At 62.9% G+C, this 17,339-nt stretch carries 17 protein-coding genes; 9 read left to right on the plus strand and 8 right to left on the minus strand.

Going from position 1 to position 17,339, the window contains the following annotated elements; translation table 11 throughout:
- Nucleotides 1-45: 45 nt before the first annotated feature.
- On the minus strand, nt 46-1,206 hold the full coding sequence (gene galK, locus KSW38_RS10705) for a galactokinase (protein WP_216924907.1): 1,161 nt from the start codon (nt 1,204-1,206) through the stop codon (nt 46-48).
- Nucleotides 1,203-2,363 (minus strand): galactose-1-phosphate uridylyltransferase, encoded by a 1,161-nt coding sequence (gene galT / locus KSW38_RS10710; RefSeq protein ID WP_216924908.1) that lies wholly within the window; start codon nt 2,361-2,363, stop codon nt 1,203-1,205. The genes galK and galT overlap by 4 nt, the downstream gene beginning before the upstream one ends.
- Nucleotides 2,364-2,461: 98 nt before the next feature.
- Here galT and KSW38_RS10715 point away from each other — a divergent pair, with 98 nt between their 5' ends.
- From KSW38_RS10715 to KSW38_RS10730, 4 genes are read left to right on the plus strand one after another with little or no spacing between them, the layout of a single operon-like run.
- Nucleotides 2,462-3,427 carry an aldose 1-epimerase family protein gene (locus tag KSW38_RS10715; protein WP_254186330.1) on the plus strand — a complete coding sequence of 322 codons (966 nt, stop codon included), beginning with the start codon at nt 2,462-2,464 and terminating at the stop codon, nt 3,425-3,427.
- A 57-nt stretch (nt 3,428-3,484) separates the two neighbouring features.
- Nucleotides 3,485-4,765, plus strand: a complete 1,281-nt coding sequence (locus KSW38_RS10720) for an AI-2E family transporter (RefSeq protein ID WP_216924910.1) — start codon at nt 3,485-3,487, stop codon at nt 4,763-4,765.
- A 3-nt stretch (nt 4,766-4,768) separates the two neighbouring features.
- Nucleotides 4,769-6,007, plus strand: coding sequence for a threonine ammonia-lyase (gene ilvA / locus KSW38_RS10725; RefSeq protein WP_216924911.1), 1,239 nt, complete (start codon nt 4,769-4,771; stop codon nt 6,005-6,007).
- A 14-nt stretch (nt 6,008-6,021) separates the two neighbouring features.
- A complete protein-coding gene (locus KSW38_RS10730) occupies nt 6,022-6,636 on the plus strand; it encodes a rhomboid family intramembrane serine protease (RefSeq protein ID WP_216924912.1) in 615 nt (204 codons plus the stop codon).
- 67 nt (nt 6,637-6,703) lie between these two features.
- Here KSW38_RS10730 and greA read toward each other — a convergent pair whose 3' ends face one another.
- Both greA and KSW38_RS10740 read right to left on the minus strand, forming a co-directional pair.
- Nucleotides 6,704-7,198, minus strand: a complete 495-nt coding sequence (gene greA, locus KSW38_RS10735; protein ID WP_216924913.1) for a transcription elongation factor GreA — start codon at nt 7,196-7,198, stop codon at nt 6,704-6,706.
- Nucleotides 7,199-7,349: 151 nt separating this feature from the next.
- Nucleotides 7,350-7,808, minus strand: a complete 459-nt coding sequence (locus KSW38_RS10740; protein ID WP_216924914.1) for a DUF4307 domain-containing protein — start codon at nt 7,806-7,808, stop codon at nt 7,350-7,352.
- A 77-nt stretch (nt 7,809-7,885) separates the two neighbouring features.
- Here KSW38_RS10740 and mca point away from each other — a divergent pair, with 77 nt between their 5' ends.
- Both mca and KSW38_RS10750 read left to right on the plus strand, forming a co-directional pair.
- The gene (mca, locus tag KSW38_RS10745) at nt 7,886-8,791 is read left to right on the plus strand and encodes a mycothiol conjugate amidase Mca (RefSeq protein ID WP_216924915.1); all 906 of its coding nucleotides are present in this window, start codon (nt 7,886-7,888) and stop codon (nt 8,789-8,791) included.
- A 109-nt stretch (nt 8,792-8,900) separates the two neighbouring features.
- Complete coding sequence (locus tag KSW38_RS10750; protein ID WP_216924916.1) at nt 8,901-9,200, plus strand: hypothetical protein; 300 nt, start codon at nt 8,901-8,903, stop codon at nt 9,198-9,200.
- Nucleotides 9,201-9,242: 42 nt separating this feature from the next.
- Here KSW38_RS10750 and KSW38_RS10755 read toward each other — a convergent pair whose 3' ends face one another.
- A complete protein-coding gene (locus KSW38_RS10755) occupies nt 9,243-9,614 on the minus strand; it encodes a hypothetical protein (RefSeq protein WP_216924917.1) in 372 nt (123 codons plus the stop codon).
- A gap of 320 nt (nt 9,615-9,934) precedes the next feature.
- On the opposite strand from KSW38_RS10755, the gene KSW38_RS10760 reads away from it, so the two are divergent.
- The 3 genes from KSW38_RS10760 to KSW38_RS10770 are packed head-to-tail and all read left to right on the plus strand — an operon-like array spanning nt 9,935 to nt 13,753.
- On the plus strand, nt 9,935-11,155 hold the full coding sequence (locus KSW38_RS10760) for a methylhydantoinase (RefSeq protein WP_254186333.1): 1,221 nt from the start codon (nt 9,935-9,937) through the stop codon (nt 11,153-11,155).
- Entirely contained in the window at nt 11,152-12,234 is a 1,083-nt protein-coding gene (locus KSW38_RS10765) for a DUF917 domain-containing protein (RefSeq protein ID WP_216924919.1), read from the plus strand. Before KSW38_RS10760 ends, KSW38_RS10765 begins: the two co-directional genes overlap by 4 nt.
- Complete coding sequence (locus tag KSW38_RS10770; RefSeq protein ID WP_223948372.1) at nt 12,227-13,753, plus strand: PucR family transcriptional regulator; 1,527 nt, start codon at nt 12,227-12,229, stop codon at nt 13,751-13,753. Before KSW38_RS10765 ends, KSW38_RS10770 begins: the two co-directional genes overlap by 8 nt.
- 108 nt (nt 13,754-13,861) lie before the next feature.
- On the opposite strand, the gene KSW38_RS10775 is transcribed toward KSW38_RS10770, so the two are convergent.
- The 3 genes from KSW38_RS10775 to KSW38_RS10785 form a co-directional block, all read right to left on the minus strand.
- Complete coding sequence (locus KSW38_RS10775) at nt 13,862-14,860, minus strand: zinc-dependent alcohol dehydrogenase family protein (RefSeq protein ID WP_216924920.1); 999 nt, start codon at nt 14,858-14,860, stop codon at nt 13,862-13,864.
- A 245-nt stretch (nt 14,861-15,105) separates the two neighbouring features.
- Nucleotides 15,106-15,930 carry an aspartate/glutamate racemase family protein gene (locus KSW38_RS10780; RefSeq protein ID WP_223948374.1) on the minus strand — a complete coding sequence of 275 codons (825 nt, stop codon included), beginning with the start codon at nt 15,928-15,930 and terminating at the stop codon, nt 15,106-15,108.
- Nucleotides 15,927-17,279: an MFS transporter gene (locus KSW38_RS10785; RefSeq protein ID WP_223948375.1), complete on the minus strand. Its 1,353-nt coding sequence runs from the start codon at nt 17,277-17,279 to the stop codon at nt 15,927-15,929. Before KSW38_RS10785 ends, KSW38_RS10780 begins: the two co-directional genes overlap by 4 nt.
- Nucleotides 17,280-17,339 lie beyond the last annotated feature (60 nt).

Consider the following 17,339-nt stretch of genomic DNA (forward strand, 5'->3'; position numbering starts at 1 on the left):
CTTACGCCCGGCATCTGGAAGGAAGACGGGCGTAAGCCTGAGAGTTCAGGCCAAGCGAAGGGCACCTGCAGCTGGAGTCACGGTAAAGATGTCCGGTGCAGTGAAAGCGGCTTCAGCGAACGCACGCACGACGGCGTCACGCACCTGTTGCTCTTGGCCGACCGGAGTCAGGGCGATGGCAGAGCCGCCGAAACCGCCCCCGGTCATGCGGGCTCCGATCGCGCCGTTGGCCCTGGCTGTCTCGACGGCGAGGTCGAGCTCGGGGCAGGAGATCTCGAAGTCGTCGCGCATGGACACGTGGCTGGCGTCCAACAGTGGGCCAATTCTGGCCGGGCCTTCGCTGTTGAGGATTTCCACGGTCTGGAGTACTCGGTCGTTTTCGGTGACCACGTGCCGGACCCTGCGAAGGGTTGTCTCATCCAGTAGGCCAGCAGCTTCCTCCAAGGAATCCACGCCGACGTCGCGCAGTGCTTTGACGCCGAGAATTTCGGCACCCAACTCGCAGGAAGCGCGCCTGGAGGCGTAACCGCCGTCGGCATGTGAATGCGACACCTTTGTGTCGATGACCAACAGGACCAGGCCCCATGCCTCGGCATCGAAGGGGACCAGGTCAACGTGCTGGTCCCGGCAATCCAGGAACACGGCATGACCCTTGGCTCCGCGCAGTGAAGCTGACTGGTCCATGATGCCGGTGGGGGCGCCGACGAACACGTTCTCAGCGCGCTGGGTGGCGAGCACCAGATCCTCCGCGCCTAAACCTGCCCCGGTGAGGTCGTTGAGGGCGGAAATAACGGCACATTCGATCGCGTGGGAGGACGAGAGCCCGGCACCCAGCGGAACGTCCGAATCGAGCAGGAGGTCAAAACCGGGAACGTCGATACCACGCTCTTTCAAGGCCCAGGCAACGCCCAGTGGATAGCGTGACCAGCCTTCGCCGGATCCTGGTTCCAGGCCGGAAAGCTCCGCCTCTACCAAGCCGTGACCGCCAAACAAGGACAACAACCGCACGGTGGAGTCCTCACGGAGGCGAATTGCCACCTTGGCCGTCTTATCAATGGCAAAGGGAAGTACGAAGCCCTCATTGTAATCCGTGTGTTCGCCGATCAGGTTGACGCGTCCCGGTGCCTGCCACACGCCGTCGGGAACTGAACCAAAGGTTTCCTGGAAGCGGGCAGAAAGCACGCTGGTGTCAGTGGTGGTGGTCATGCTCGGGTGCCTTCCAGGGTGTCGGCCAAACGTGTGGTGTTGGTGGCTGCCGCGAGGTCGCGGAGTCGCTCGGCCACGGCTTCCGGGGTGGTGTCATTGATGAACGCGCCCATGGCTGCTTCAGAGCCTGCGAGGTACTTGAGCTTATCGGCAGCGCGGCGTGGTGAGGTCAGCTGGAGGTGCAACTGGCCGGCCGGGCGCAGGACCGGGTCCAGTGGTGCCTGGTGCCAGGCCGAAATGTACGGCATGGGGGTGGGGTAGAGGGCATCAAGCCGCTTCAGCAGGTCCAGGTAGACGTGGGAGAGCTCGTCGCGTTCTTCGCCCGTCAGGGCCGCGAGGTCGGGGACGCTGCGGTGGGGGACCAGATGGATTTCCAGGGGCCAGCGGGCGGCGAAGGGCACGTAGGCGCTGAAGTGCTCGGCTTCGAGAACCATACGGCTGCCATCCTCGCGTTCTGCCTTGAGGAGGGACGCACCCAGCGTTTCTTTCGCGTCGACGTCGTCGTAGTATTTGCGGGCTACCGTGCCCAAGGCGGCGGCCCGGGGCGTGACGTAGGGATACGCGTAAATCTGGCCGTGGGGGTGGTGCAGGGTGACTCCGATATCGGCGCCGCGGTTCTCGAACGGGAAGACCTGCTTGATGCCGGGCAGGGCGCTGAGTGCTTCTGTGCGCTGTGCCCAGGCCTCGATGACGGTGCGGGCGCGGGTCTCTCCCAATTCGGCGAAGGACCCTGTGTGCTGCGGCGTGAAGGCCACAACTTCGCAGCGGCCGTAGGCAGGTCCGGTGACGCCGTGGCCGGCGAATCCATGACCTGGGATCTCCGGAATGTCGCCCAGTGCCGGTCCCAGCGAGGGGAACCGGTTTTCGAAAACCACGACGTCGTAATCCGGCGCGGGGATCTCGGATGGGTTATCGGCAGTGGTAGGGCAAATGGGGCATTGGTGGGCCGGGGGGAGGTGGGTGCGGCTTTGGCGATGGGCGGCCACTGCTACCCATTCGCCGGACAGGGCGTCGTACCTGACCTCGCCGGGCTCGCCCCTTGCCGGAAGCTCGCGGTGATCCACCAGTGAGGCCGGGGTGCGCTCAGGAGTTCCGGGGTCGTCAAAGTAGATCAACTCACGGTTGTCGGCGAGGCGGGTGCTGGTCATACGGCTCATGGGTCCATCATCCCACAAAGCAATCAAAAACGCATAGTTTCAAACAAAAGCTAACATTGGCTACTTGGGGAAAGGCATGCATGCAGTACGGTATTGCCATGTCTGCCTCCCCGCCCCCTGCATCCTTGCCAGCCGCCCAAAGCCCGGCCGAAGCAGCACCCCGCCGCTTCGCCACCGGCCGCCAATTCGAGCTTCGGCGGGACGATGCGCTCGCCGTCGTGACCGAGCTCGCTGCAGGTCTTCGGCTGTACTCCCGCGGAGGCGTCCAACTGACCGAGAGTTACGGTGACGCCGAGATTCCGCCAGGCGCCACGGGTATCACGCTCGCCCCGTGGGCCAACCGGGTGGAGGATGGCGCCTGGTACCTCAACGGCAAGAAACAGCAGCTCGATATCACCGAGGTCTCACGCAACAACGCCAGCCACGGACTCCTCCGGAACGCGGGCTACACCCTGGTGGACGAGTCTGAGTTCTCAGTGACACTGGAAGCAACCGTCTTCCCCCAGCACGGCTACCCTTTCCTTGTCCGGCACATCGTTCGGTATGAGCTGGACGAAGACCTGGACCTTCGTGTCTCCCAGACTATGGTCAACGATTCCCAGGACGATGCTCCCGTCGTCCTGGGCGCCCACCCCTACCTTCGGCTGGGCGAGGTAGCCGCCGAGGATTTGGTCCTGACCGTCAAGGCAGCCACCCGCCTGGTAGCGGACGAGCGCTTGATTCCCCGCAGCACGGCTGAGGTGGAGGGCGACTTTGACCTTTCTGGCGGTCGGGCGGTGGGCGGCTTGGACATTGACGTCGCCTTGACGAATCTGACGTTCGACGGCGGTGTGGCCCGCCATACGCTGACCGCGCCGGATGGACGCAGCGTGTCACTCGAGCAGGACCAGAACTGCCAGTACGTCCACGTGTTCGTCACTGACACCTTCCCCGGGCGATCAAAAGTAGTCGCCATTGAGCCCATGACCGGTCCAGCCAACGCCTTTAACAGCGGGGATGGTCTGCGTTGGCTTGCGCCGGGGGAGACGTTGACCATGACGTGGGGGATTACCGCCTCCGTCTAGGCCATGTGCGCGGCGGGCCGGTTTCCCATACGGGGCGGCCTGCGGAATTATGGGTTCATGACGCCAACACCGGACGCCAAATCACGTTCTGACCAACAAATTGCCCAAGACATTCCCTATGGGGTGCGCATTGCGGCCGCGTGGTCGTGGCGGATGGGCCTGATCCTACTGATGATCGGTGCGTTGGTATGGCTGCTGGGCAAGGTCAGTTTCCTCATCATTCCGGTCATGGTCGCCGCCCTCCTGGCCGGACTCCTCTACCCTGTGGTGGTCTGGCTGCGCAACCGGAATGTGCCCAACGGCGCGGCCGTGGCAATCACGGTGTTGGCTTTCATCGGGGTCATTGGAGGTGCCCTTGCGCTGGTAGGCAGGCAGCTTGCCTCAGGATTCGGCGAGCTATGGACGGAGGCCCTGACAGGCATCCAGCAGATCCAGGACTGGCTGGCAGCCGGGCCCCTGCACCTGACGGCTGATCAGATTGACCAGTACGTCTCTGACGCCGTCACCGCCCTGCAGAACAACAGCAGCACCATCCTCAGCGGCGCCCTGTCCTTTGGCAGCACCGCCGGTCACTTCGCGGCCGGCTTGGTCCTTGCCCTCTTTATCCTGATCTTCTTCCTGTTGGAAGGCAGCCGGATCTGGGGCTTCCTGGTCCGGCTTCTGCCCAAGAGAGCACGCAGGGCCGCCGATGGTGCCGGACGCCGTGGCTGGACGTCCATGGTCAGCTACGTACGGATCCAGATGTTCGTTGCCTTTGTCGACGCCGTGGGCATCGGCGTTGGTGCGGCCATCATCCAGGTCCCCCTCGCGCTCCCTCTGGCGGTCCTGGTGTTCATCGGCTCGTTCATTCCGGTGGTGGGTGCGCTGGTCACCGGTGTCATTGCCGTCCTGCTGGCCCTCGTGGCGAACGGACCCGTGAACGCCCTGATCATGCTGGCCATCGTCCTGCTTGTCCAGCAGCTTGAAAGCCATATCCTGCAGCCGCTGGTCATGGGTAAGGCTGTGGCCCTGCATCCGGTGGCCGTGATCCTTTCGGTAGCTGCCGGATCCTATCTCGCGGGCATTCCCGGAGCGCTCTTCGCAGTGCCACTGCTCGCCGTAGTAAACACGGCGGTTCGCTACATTGCCGGCCGGACGTGGGAACATGATGAAGGATTAGGCGCGGCCGAGCTGCAGCCTGGAGCCGCATCGTCGGAAACTGATGGCGACTCCAACTTCAAGGAAGTCCACCTTCCGGGAGCCGGATCCCGCAGCGGCAGCAGCGCTGCCGGCAAGACCAAGGCCGCAGATAACACCTCCGTCCAGGAGCCTGCAGTTGACACCAACAAAGGAGAATAGTCAGTGAATACCCTCGATACCCTGCCCGTCACGCTGGACGATGTCCTCAAGGCGCAGGAGTTGCTCGAGGGCATTATTACCAAGACTCCGGTGGAGTCGTCCCGTGCGCTGGGCAGCCTCGTGGGCGGCAATGTCTTCTTTAAATGCGAGAACCTGCAGCGGGCGGGATCATTCAAAGTCCGCGGTGCGTACGTGCGGATGGCGCGCCTGAATGAGGCCGAGAAGAAGCGCGGCGTGGTAGCTGCCTCTGCAGGCAACCACGCACAAGGCGTAGCCGTAGCCGCAAAGAGCCTTGGCATCAACGCGCGCATTTATATGCCGCTCGGTGTCGCGCTTCCCAAGCTTGCAGCAACACGCAGCCATGGTGCCGAAGTCATCCTTCACGGCCACAACGTGGACGAGGCATTGGCCGAAGCCCAGCGCTACGCCAACGAAACGGGCGCAGTGTTTGTGCACCCCTTTGACAACGTGGACGTCGTCGCCGGCCAGGGCACCATCGGGCTGGAGATCCTGGAGCAGATCCCCAACGTGGACACCATTCTCATGGGCGTCGGCGGCGGCGGTCTGCTTGCAGGCGTCGCAGTGGCCATCAAGGCCAAGGCCAAAGAGCTCGGACGCGAGATCCGGGTCATCGGGGTGCAGGCGGAAAATGCGGCCGCCTATCCTCCGTCCCTCGCTGCGGACGCCCTGGTACCGCTCAAAAAGGTTTCGACCATGGCTGATGGCATTGCCGTAGGCCGGCCAGGGCAGCTTCCTTTCAGCATCATCCGCGAGCTCGTGGACGATGTCGTGACTGTGAGCGAGGATTCCCTTGCCCGGGCCCTGATCTTCCTGCTGGAACGGGCCAAGATGGTCGTGGAGCCGGCAGGCGCGGTGGGAGTAGCCGCGCTGATGGATGGCAAAATCGAAAACCCGGGGAACACCGCCGTCGTGCTTTCCGGCGGCAACATCGATCCGATGCTGATGCTCAAGGTCATCCAACGTGGCCTCTCGGCCGCGGGCCGGTTCATGACGGTTCGAATGATGCTGGACGACCGTCCGGGCTCACTGGCGACGATCGCCCGCATCATTGCCGAAAACGACGCCAACGTCACGGGCCTGGACCACACACGCCTGGGTGGTTCCATCAGCATGGGCGATGTCTCCATCACCATCAACCTGGAAACGAAGGGCCACGAACACGGCGAGCAGGTCCTCGGCGCGTTGAGGGCCGAAGGCTTCCAGCCGATCGTGGTGCACTGACGGGAGCCGCAGATATGGTGCTCGAAACGCCTGACGGATCCAAGGCCGAGGCCAAGGAGACACTCGCGGGCCGAGCCAAGGGCGGCCTGCTGTTCATGGGCGGCTTCGTGATCCTGCTGTACGTCATCGAGTTCCTGAACACGCTGATGAGGCATGGCCTCAACGCTACTTTTGGGCTGCGGTCACGGAGCCTGGATGGCGTCCTGGACATCCTGACGTTTCCACTGCTCCATGCGAACCTCAACCATTTGCTGTCCAACACCCTGCCCCTCATCATCTTCGGCTTCCTGGTTTTCCTGGCAGGCATCAGGGTGTTCCTCACAGCACTGGCCTTCAGCTGGCTGGGTTCGGGCCTGACGGTGTGGCTTATTGGTGGGGGAGGAGTGACTGTGGGGGCATCCGGGCTGGTGTTCGGATTCTTCGCGTTCCTGCTGGTCAGGGGTTTCTTCAACAGGAGCTGGTGGCAGATTCTTCTGTCCGTGGTCCTCTTCATGGCATACGGCAGCATCCTCTTTGGGGTGCTGCCAACCGTCATGGGCTTTATTTCGTGGCAGGCCCACTTGGGCGGGGCCATTGGAGGGATTATCGCGGCCATCCTGTTGCGTCCGAAACCCCGGACCATCATCTGAGGCAAGCACGAAAAACGCCGGCCCACCCTGCAAAGGGGTGGACCGGCGTCGGGCTTTTTCGTGCTGCTTAGGCGACGTACGGCTTGGCGGAAACGATCTCCACCGGAATTTCCTTGCCGTTGGGGGCGGTGTAGCTGAGCTTGTCGCCCTCCTTGTGGCCGATGATGGCGGCACCCAGCGGAGACTTCTCGCTGAAGACATCGAGGTCGGAGTCACCGGCGATCTCGCGGGAGCCGAGCAGGAACGTCTCTTCGTCCCCGGCGATGCGGGCAACAACCAACATGCCGGGCTCTACGATTCCGTCATCGGCAGGAGCTTCGCCAACCTGGGCATCGCGCAGGAGCGCGGTGAGCTGACGGATGCGGGCTTCAATCTTGCCCTGCTCTTCCTTGGCTGCGTGGTATCCGCCGTTTTCCTTGAGGTCGCCTTCCTGGCGGGCGGCTTCGATCTTCTGGACGATTTCCGCCCGGCCAGCGCCGGAAAGGTGGTCCAGCTCAGCCTTCAAGCGGTCGAAAGCTTCCTGGGTAAGCCAAGCTGCTGTGGCGCTGTTGGTGGTAGACACGGATTTCTCCTTTTGATCTGACAAAGCAAAGACCCCGCCGAGGTGGCCACTCGTGAAACTCAGTAACCAACTTAACGGGGTGAAGGTTTCATCCATTGTAGTAAATCCTCTGGACGAACCCAAACTGGTTGAGTTGTGGGTCACACGATTGTTATTTCCCGCTGTCCACGATCCAGCAATTGTCCACCACCCCGGCTACGGCGGGCGACTCGGTTCTCAGCACGGTGCGTTGGGCTGTTGTGTTGCCGCCATCTGCACTGTCCTTGGGCTCATTGGGGCCGATCTCAACCACTTTCCAGCCCACCACCGCGAACTTGGAATCCATGGCCTTTACGGCGCATTTGGCCGTGGCTCCCGGGTACTTGGTGACCTGGTAATCCACCTCGGCTTGCGTGCCATCCACAGTGCTGTAGCCGATGTCTTTGAAGGTCACCGGGGCTTGTGCAGAGGACGTTGCCACCCATGCTGCGAACACAATTCCGAGGACCAGGGCCACGATGACGATGTTCCGCTTCGATGTACGGGTCAAGCCGCGCTTTTTACCACCGTAGCGATTGGCTAGGCTGTTGCTTGCCGGTAGTTCGTTGGCCGATAGGTCCTCTGAAGTCACCTATCCAGTTTAGTGCGGATCCCGGCGCCTCCTGCACAGTCCTGATTTTGCACCATCCATGAAAGAGGAGCCGTCAAGTGACAGCGTCCAGCAGTTCCGAGCAGCAGCTGCGGCTGCTCGCCGTCCACGCTCATCCGGACGATGAATCCAGCAAGGGTGCAGCGACCATGGCGATGTATGCCGCCGCGGGAGTAGACGTCATGGTCGCTACCTGCACTGATGGATCCAGGGGGGATATCCAGAACCCTGGCATGGTTGACGCTCCGCACCCCAAGCGCGACATGGCAGGTGCCCGCCGGCTGGAAATGGCCAATGCGGCTGCCGTGCTTGGCATTCGGCAGCGCTGGCTTGGTTTTGTGGACTCGGGCCTGCCCGAGGGCGATCCCCTTCCACCGCTTCCGCCGGGATGCTTTGCCTTGCAGCCGTTGGAACGCGCCACGGCTCCGCTGGTCCGCCTGGTCCGGGACTTCAAGCCGCACGTCATCATCAGCTATGACGAAAACGGCGGCTACCCGCACCCGGACCACATCATGGCCCACAAGGTTGCCGTGGAGGCGTTTGAGGCAGCGGGCGACGCCGCGCGCTACCTGGGAACAGGGGAGCCGTGGGCGCCCAGCAAGCTCTACTACGACCGCGCCTTCAGCCCCGAACGTTTCCGTGCACTGCACTTTGCGTTGGAAGAGGCCGGGCTGCAGTCGCCCTATGCTGAACGGCTCGCAGCGTGGCTTGAAGCAGACGCCGAGGGCCACACTCCTCCTGCTCCGGCACACCAGACCACCACGCAGGTGGACTGCGGCGACTTCTTCGAGGCACGCGATGACGCTCTCCGGGCGCACCGGACACAGATCGATCCCATGGGCTTCTTCTTCGCTGTTTCTCCTGAATTGCAGCGGACAGCGTGGCCTTGGGAGGACTACACGCTGATCAAGTCCACGGTCTCTACGGACTTGCCCGAAAAGGATCTCTTCGCGGGGATAAGATAAGTATTGCCATCAGTTTCTATCGTTTGTAGAAGTTGGCTGCCCGCCATCCGGCTGCCCGGCCCGCGCTGAGGCCAGCCGACACGCATCAGCTCCCATAGAAGGTTTGAACGTGCACCACTTGATCCTCGCCCTGACCGTCAGCCCGTCGCCCGACCCCACCGGGACGCTGCGGCCTGGCCTGTCCGAGGACCAGGTGACCCCCGGCACCTGGGGTTTCGTCCTCACCGCCTTCGTCGTGATCCTTTCCACGTTCCTGATCGTGGATATGGTTCGCCGCATCCGGCGGGTCCGGTACCGTGCGCAGGTGGAGGAGGCGCGTCTGGCCGCGGAAGCCGGAACCCTCGATAGTGCGGGCGGCGACGCCGGCACCACGGATGAGAACGGCGATGCCGCTCCCGGAAGCCGCTGACCCACGCGGAAACAATTGGCCCGGGGAGGCCAACGTCCGGTTCTACTCGAGGCCGTCGGGTCGTGGTTGGCAACGAACGGAGAGGCTATCTACGGCACCCCGGATGTCCCGATCCGTATACGGCTGACGCTCCATATCCGTGAACGCACGGTGACCGGTTCGGAGGTGAGGATCCGATCCCTCAGCAGCGAACTGACGACCGTGGATTGTTTCGGGTGAAGGGCCCACCACCGTCGCCGAAGGACGCTGCTGTCGTCCGGGATCGAGCGGGTGGACCTGGCTGGCCCGTGGCGGCCGGATATCGTCTACCGACAGGACGCTGAAGGACAGCACATCGAGGTCCCGGATGGTGCTCCGCGCGACCTGCCGCTGTGCTTCCGGGTTCGGCCGCAGCGGTCGGATGGCTGGCGTCACACGGATCAACTTCTCGCCGACGTGGTAAGGAGCATCGACAAGCCGGCGCCGGCTCGTGAAAGCGATGCGTGGTTGCAGACCCCTTCGATCTCCGGGCCATTGACGATATCTTCGTAGGAGCTGAGTACCCGTTCTACGCGGTGCCGGTGGCCGGCGAAGTTGTGTGCCCCGTCCCAGTCGCGGGCTGCGACGGCTATAGGCACCAGACAGGAAGCTGAACAATGAGAGTAGGGTTACGGCTGCAGGGAACGAGCTGCCGGACCGTTGTCTTGGACGGGCGGAGCGTAGTTTCCGCCGCCACTGAGGTGCACGCCGGTAGCTTGTCGGAAGCATTGGACTCGTCGTTGTCCGGACTCCGCCGGGAGTTCGGGTCGGCCATCACGGAGCTCACCGCCGACGTCGGACGGGTTCTGGGGGAGCGGAAACTGGCCGACGTCGTCGCCATCCGCATTTCTCCCCGTCCCCCCGCGGACGCCTTCCACGCGACCGTGCTGCCACCCCTTGTTGAGCCGGCTGTGACCCGGATCGTGCACGTTGCCGGGGGCCACGACTTGCGGGGACGTCCCCTGGCCCGGTTGGACCTGGAGGGGTTCCTGGCCGATCTTCCCGGCATCCTCTCCACCGACGTACGGAACGTGGCGATCACCGCCGTCGGCTCCACGGCGTCAAAGGACCATGAAACGCGTATAGCCGATGCCACCCTCAGCAATGACCGAGATATGCGGATCAGTATTTCCAGTGACTTCTATTCCAGCGTTTTCCGGAACCGCGACTACACGGCCATCCTCAACAGTGCCCTGATGGAGACGGGGGAAGAGTTGGCTGCCATGCTTGAGGAGGCAGGCCGGCGCCAGTTCCCGGACGCCCTCTTGTCGTTTGCAAAGAACGACGGCGGTCGCGCACCTCTGTCGCGGCTGGCCTTGGCGCCTGTGCACGGGTTGCGCGCCGAGCCCGCGATGGGAATCCTTGGCGCGGCCACGTTGGCGGGCATCCCCGAGGGGGAAGTTATTCTCTGCATGGAGTCCGGGGCCACGGTGGGCCACACCCGCGGAGGCCTGCCTGCCGCCAGAAGCCTCATCCGCCAAGGTTTTGGCGCAGGCCTCGCCAGCAATGCCGCCATTCTCGAGCCATACACCGTCCATCATCCCGTTCGCACAGACATCCCCTCCGTGATTGCCGACCTCCGCGAGTGGCAGGAGACTGCGCTGCCTTTCGGGCTGGTGCCCACTCTGCCGGCGGCGCAGGACGCCGCACTGGTAGGATCAGCCGCGGCGCCGTTGACGGCGTGGATCGACAGGCTCGAGACTGTCAGTGGCCGGGCTGACCTGCAACGCGTACAGAACCTCGCCGTAGAGGACGCCCATTCAGCGGCGGTCCAGTTGGGTGCCAGCCCGGGGCAAACCCAGATCATTGAATCGAACGTCTATGCCATGCCTTACGGCAACCCCGGAATCGTTCGAATCCGGGTCCAAGCGGCAGGAGAAACGTCTGCCAACGAGGAACATGTGCTGCCCATAGCGGCGCGGGGCGCCACCCCATGAGCACCGTACTCACGATCGAAGACGTCCGGAACCTCCGCACCGGGGCCCACTTCCTGGCCTGCACCATAGACCCGACGGCCATCTACGTCTACGCAGAAATGATCGAGCGGGCGATGGAGGACCGGTCATTGGAGCTCATTACCGTCGACGAGCTTGCCCCCGACGATCTGGTGGTGGCGGTCGGAATGGTAACGCAGGGCCTTTTCATCGCCGACATGCCTCCCGTGGGCGATGAGTTCCTCGGCTGCATCCGCGCCATCGAGGCCAATCTCGGCCGGTCGGTGCGGGCGATCTATTCGCTCGCCGCCGCCAATATCAACGGAATCGTCCCCCTCATGGTTGGGCTGCAGTCCTCGCTGCCCGTCATCGATTCCGATCCCATGGGACGCGTTTTCCCCTTGATCAGCCAAACAACGCTGAACGTTGGAAACGTCGCGATCGGCCCTATCGCGCTGATGGGAGTAACCGGGGAGCGGGCGGTGGTTGAGGTCGAAAACCCGCAGCGGGCCGAAACGCTGGTGCGTGCACTGGTGACTGAACTCGGCGGCTGGGCAGCCACCGCCATGTACCCGTGTTCCGCACAACAGCTGAAGGAGCATGGTGTCCACGGCTCCATCAGCCGGATGATCCGGATCGGTCAAATCCTCGACGCGAGCACCCCGGTTAAGAGAAAGCTGCTGTTGCTCACCGAGTTGCTCGGCGCCACGCGCATCGCCAGAGCCCGCGTGAGCCACATCGAAAGCCTCTCCCGGCCTGCGGACCTCGGCCTGCCGGCGCAGCCGTCCAGCTTGACGCTCGACGACGAAACCACCGGACGCATCATCCGTCTTGAAATTCAGAATGAGATCCTGCTGGTCCTGGTGGATGGTGCGATAACAGCAGCCGTACCGGACATGGTCACGCTGCTCAATTCTGAGCACGGCACGGTGGTCAACATCGACGACGTCCAGGTGGGCGACGTCATGGACATCGTGAAGATCAAGGCAGCGGAGCAGTGGTACACGGAGGCGGGGCTTGATCTCACCGAGCCAAAGGCCTTCGGCATTCCGATTGGGCACCCAAGGCGGCGACATGCGTAGATCGCAAAACGAAACCCGGCTCGATGTCGCCGGGCTGTTGGCGCACGGCTCCCTCCGCGGCACCACGCCGCTATATCTCGCCCCAGCCAGCGGGGTGATAGAAAGCGTTGTTCTCGTCTCCCAGCTCGAGGCGATCCGGCAGGTGCGGCCAAACACTGTGGTAGTACTCTCCACGGAGATGGGATCAGGGGGCTGGCTGGTGTCCGCGGCACTGCGACACGCGTGGGAGCGGCGGGCCAGCGCCGTCGTCGTGGCCGGCAGCGCCTATGCCAGCGCGGCGGTCGGACTGGCGGAGCGGTTGGGAATCACCGTGCTGGTCGCTGACGGGGACCCTGCAGCGCTTGCCTTGGCATTGGCGGCCGAGATCGGAGCGGCCCTGTCGGTGGTCGATGCGGAACTGGCCCGGGTCGCCCGGACTATCGCAAAGGACACCACCCTGGGAGATGTTCTCAAGACCATTTCCGGGGAACTGGACGGGGCAGGAGTTTTGCTGGAGTACGACGGCGTGGTGGTGACTTCCGCCGGAATGCCTCCGCGGGAGACTGATGAAGTCATCACCGTGGAAGTCGATGGGGCCAATAGCGCCGTCCGCTTCACTCTCACGGCCCGCGTGCCCACTTCCGGCGTCCACAACCTGCGGTTGGTGGGCTCAATCCTTGAGGTGGCAACCCCTGCAGTGAAGGCTGCCTGGCTGTCGGAGGACCTACTCAGCACCGCTCGGGCTGTTCCCACAGCGGCCATCGCCGCGTTGGATCAGGACCCTGATGCGTCAGGCGAGGAGTTCGAGGAAAAACACCGGCATCTGCTGAACCAGTTGGGCTGGCGCGAAGGGGAGCCCTACATGTCTCTGTGGTTCCGCAGCGCGCCGGTGCAAGAGCATCGGCCCGAGCTGACGGCCGTGTTGCGCCTGCTCTGGCGGAAGGTCGCAGTACGAAGTCCCTTGGCCGAGGTTCAAGGCGGTTGGCTGACGCTCGTTCCGGCCGGGGATCAGGATGCCTCGACTCAGCTCGAAACCCGCATCAGGACACGTCTGGGGCCAGCTCTTGCCGAGCTTGGTCTGGTGGCGGGATTGTCCCGATGGCAGGAGGATGTCCCGGCGCTGGCGTTGATTGTGCGTGAGGCCCGGCTGGCTGCTGAATCCGCCCGGTCAGCGGGGCCCGGTACGGTTCTAAGCTTCGCGAGCCTCGGGGTGGTCGCGGCCACGACCTTCGTGGACGTGGACGCAGTCGCACTGGTGGCCGAACTGGCACTCCCACGGCTGATGGCCTCCCCTGACCGCGATGTGATCATTACGTCGGTGGCCGCCTTCCTCGATCATCGCGGTTCAGTCAGCCTCGCTGCGAAATCCCTTAACCTGCACCGGAACACCTTGCAGGCCCGCCTTAACCGGGCACGGGAACTCGGCGTCCCGCTGGATGTCCCCTCCGAGCTACTGTCCGTCCACCTCATCGCCAAAGTTCTGAGACGATCCATGCCCGAGGAAACGACCTCCGAAGACCCCATGGAAAACCAGAAATGACTCCCATGAGTTGTGTCAGAAGTGCATGCCGCCGGGGTCCATGCCTGAGTCCGACCCGGGTCCGTGTCCTGTTCTACGGACCCGGACCCGGATCCAGGCGTGGCAGGGCTAAGCTACTTCGACGACAATCTTGCCTGACTGTTCGTTCGACTCCATGTAGCGGTAGGCGTCAAGCACTTGGTCGAAAGCAAACACCCTGTCGACTCTGGGCCGCAGGGCGCCGGAGCTAATCCGCTCAAGGATGAAGTCGACGCCTCGCTGCCGCTCATCGGCCCGTCCGACGTGGTTGAACATTGAGTACGGGTGGAAAACCGATTGCGTCCTGCACATTGCGGCCATAGGGATGACGGGCTGCAGATCGCTCAGCGTTCCGTAGCCGAAAATGACGGCATTGGGTGCCAGGTGATCGACGTAGGTGCCGAGGGACTCACCTCCGACAGGATCGAAAGCGACCCGTACGCCTTTGCCATCGGTGGTCCGGTTGATGACCTCGCCGAGGTCGTCGGTTCCCACGAGGGCTACTTCGTTTGCGCCCGCCTCGAGGAGGAGCGATCGCTTCGTCTCCGACCGTGTAGTAGCGACCACCTTGGCCCCGAGTGCGCGTGCGATCTCGATTGCGCCCAGCCCGGCCGAACTGGCAGCAGCCGTGACGAGCACTGTGTCCTTGGGTCCGAGATTGGCTACTTCGGCGAATGCGAAGTAAGAAGTGAGGTACTGCATCCAAACAGAGCAGGCCTCGGCATCCGAAAGTTCCGATGGAGCGTGGGTTAGGTAGTCTGCCGGTAGGACGGCCGTTGTTCCCTGCACGCCGTCGGTTGTGGTGAAGAAGGGAATGCTCGTTACCCGGTCGCCAATGTTGAAGGTGGTGACGTTCTCGCCGATCTCGGTGACGGTTCCCACTGCCTCGGAACCAATGCGCGAGGGGAACACCGGGATGGTGTAGTGCTCCCCGTGGATGAACATGAGATCTGCCCGGTTGAGTGCGAATGCTGCGACGTTGATGCGGACATCGTTTTCGGAGACTTTACGTGGAGAAGCAGCTTCGACGGCCAGGACTTCAGGTCCGCCTATCTCACGGAAGACAACTGCGGATTCCGACCTGCTCATTTCTGGACCACCGAAAGGTTGGGCTTGATGGGGTTGATACATAGGGACAGTCTGGACATTGCCGTACCTCCGTTGATGCGTGGTGCTGTATGCCACGTTTGAATTCGATTGGGTTGGCCGGCGTTCGTGACGCCGGGGTCAGGGGCAGGATGCGGTGCTCGTCGACGCATTGCTGGTGAGCCGCGAGGGTTCCCCGCTTGCCTCGACCAAGGACGTCAAGGCAAGCGAGGTACGGGTGATATGAATTACGCGGACACCGAAGTCATTGACACCATGTGCTTTGGCTCAAGAGCCGGGAAGTACCGCTCGCGTTCTTGGACCGTGGGCCCGTCGTAGCCGACGCGCTTGCTGTGGGTCCAACCGAACCGACGGACGGAGTCGACGAGTTGCTCGGCGTGTTTGAGCGGGGCCACAGTCGCGTCGATCACGGGGACGCCAATTTCCTCTTGGACCGTTCGGAAGAAGCCGAATTCGGCCGTGCAGCCGAGGATGACGACGTCCGCGCCGTCCTGTTCCACGGCCTTGCGGGCTTCGGTCATGATCCGCCTTTCCGTAAGCGCGGGGTCCGCCTGGAAGTCATCGACGCCCATCTCGAGCACGCGCCATGAGGCAAGACGCTCTGATGCGCCACAACGGTGGACGTTCTCGGCCATCTCAGGAATCCACTTTTTTCGACCGACGAGGATTGAGAATCGCTCGCCCAGACTCCCGGCGATGCTCAGCGCCGAGTGCGCCGGGCCTACAACCACCATGCGATCGGTGATTTCGCGTGCCGCCCGCAACGCCGGGTCGTAAAAGCACCCGATGACGGCGGCGTCGTAGCCTGCTTCTTCCGCCCAGCGCACCGTGCGCAACAGCCGTGGAAGCATAAGTGCCTCGAAAGCGTTGTATTCGACATGTGAGGGGCCCTCTCCATCAAGGGAGACGACATCAACTTCGGTGCCGGGGCGGACGATCTGGCGGAAGGACTCCGCCATCGTACGGTTGTACGCATCGGTGTAGAGCGGGTTGATCCACAGGATTCGGGTAGTCTCCGAGATGGCGTCGAGGCTGTCGGTGGGGGTAATCATTCCAATTCACTTCCTTCGGTTTCGGGCAAGAACAGGCCGAGGATGACCGTGGCAAACAAGAACATGTTGATAAACAGGATTGTCGAGGTAGCGCCCGCGGCGGAGGCCAGGAGGAACCCGACAAGACTCGGGGCGACCGTATTTGCGACGCGCTGGCCGAAAATCCCGAACCCGTAACCTGAGCCACGAAGGGCCGAGGGATAAAGCTCGCCCATCCACGTGTCCCAGACCCCCCAGGCGCCAAGGGCGAAGAAGGCCAGGGAGAACATGCCGATATACATCTCGGTCTCGGTTGAGGCTGTCCCGAAGAAGAAACCGCCGGCTGCCGCGGCGAGGACGTAGATCGTGAAGATCCATTTGCGGCCGAATCGTCCGGTCAGGTAGGAGGCCGTCATGTATCCGGGGATCATGAGGACCGCGCTCAGGGCGATGAAGGAAAAGCTTGATGAGGCGCTCAGTCCTCGCCCTTCAAGCAATGTTGGCATCCACGATTGAAGTCCCCAGTAGCCCCAAGAGAAGGTGAAGTTGATGAGGACTTGAATGACCGTAATCCGGCCCATCTTCCGCTTGAAGAGGCTCCAGATGGACTGTTTCTTGCCATCCGACACGGTGAAAATGGTGCCACGGGAGATGCCCCGTGCTCCCAGAAGGTCCAGGACGTCGTGAGCGTCTTCGTTCCGGCCCCTCCTGGCGAGCCAGTACGGGGATTCCGGGACGACCTTGTACAGAACGATGCCCCATAGGCTGGCAAGTGCACTGACAGCAATGACCCAACGCCAGCCGTGCCCTCCGATCAGAGCGGCGGTGCCGAGGGCGGCCAGGATGCCAATCGGCCACCCTGCAGCAAGATAGACCGTGGCCTTTCCGCGGACCTTAACCGGGAGCAGTTCTTCAAAATAGGGAAAAGTCACAGTGAACACGCCGCTGAACAAAACCCCGGAGAGGAAGCGAGCCACCGAGAGGGTCTCAAAGTTCGGTGCGAAGCAACTCAGGAGCGTGAAGACACCATAACCGGCGAAGCTCCACGCACACGTGGCTTTCCGGCCGATCCGGTCAGAGATGGGCCCCCAAACCAATGACCCGGGGATCATGCCCAGGAAGAGCGCCGAGATGGCGATTCCCACCTCCGTCATACCGACCTGCAGGCTAGTAGCCAGATCACCAGCAACGTAGGTGAGCATGAGCATTTCCCAGGCTTCGATTGCGAAGGCGAAGAAGAGGACCGCGCATATCTTGACGTGGACAGACCCGAAAGGCATGTCGCGGAACGCGTGCCCGACGGCCATGGAGCGCGGTGGACTCACCGTCCCGGGCCATGGCTCTGAAATGAGTGGGTCGATATTGGACATGTCTTGACCTCCGATATTTTGGACAGGATAAGAAGTGCACGTAGCGCTTCTGTGCACGGA

This window comes from Paenarthrobacter aromaticivorans, assembly GCF_019038615.1.
GTDB lineage: Bacteria > Actinomycetota > Actinomycetes > Actinomycetales > Micrococcaceae > Arthrobacter > Arthrobacter aromaticivorans.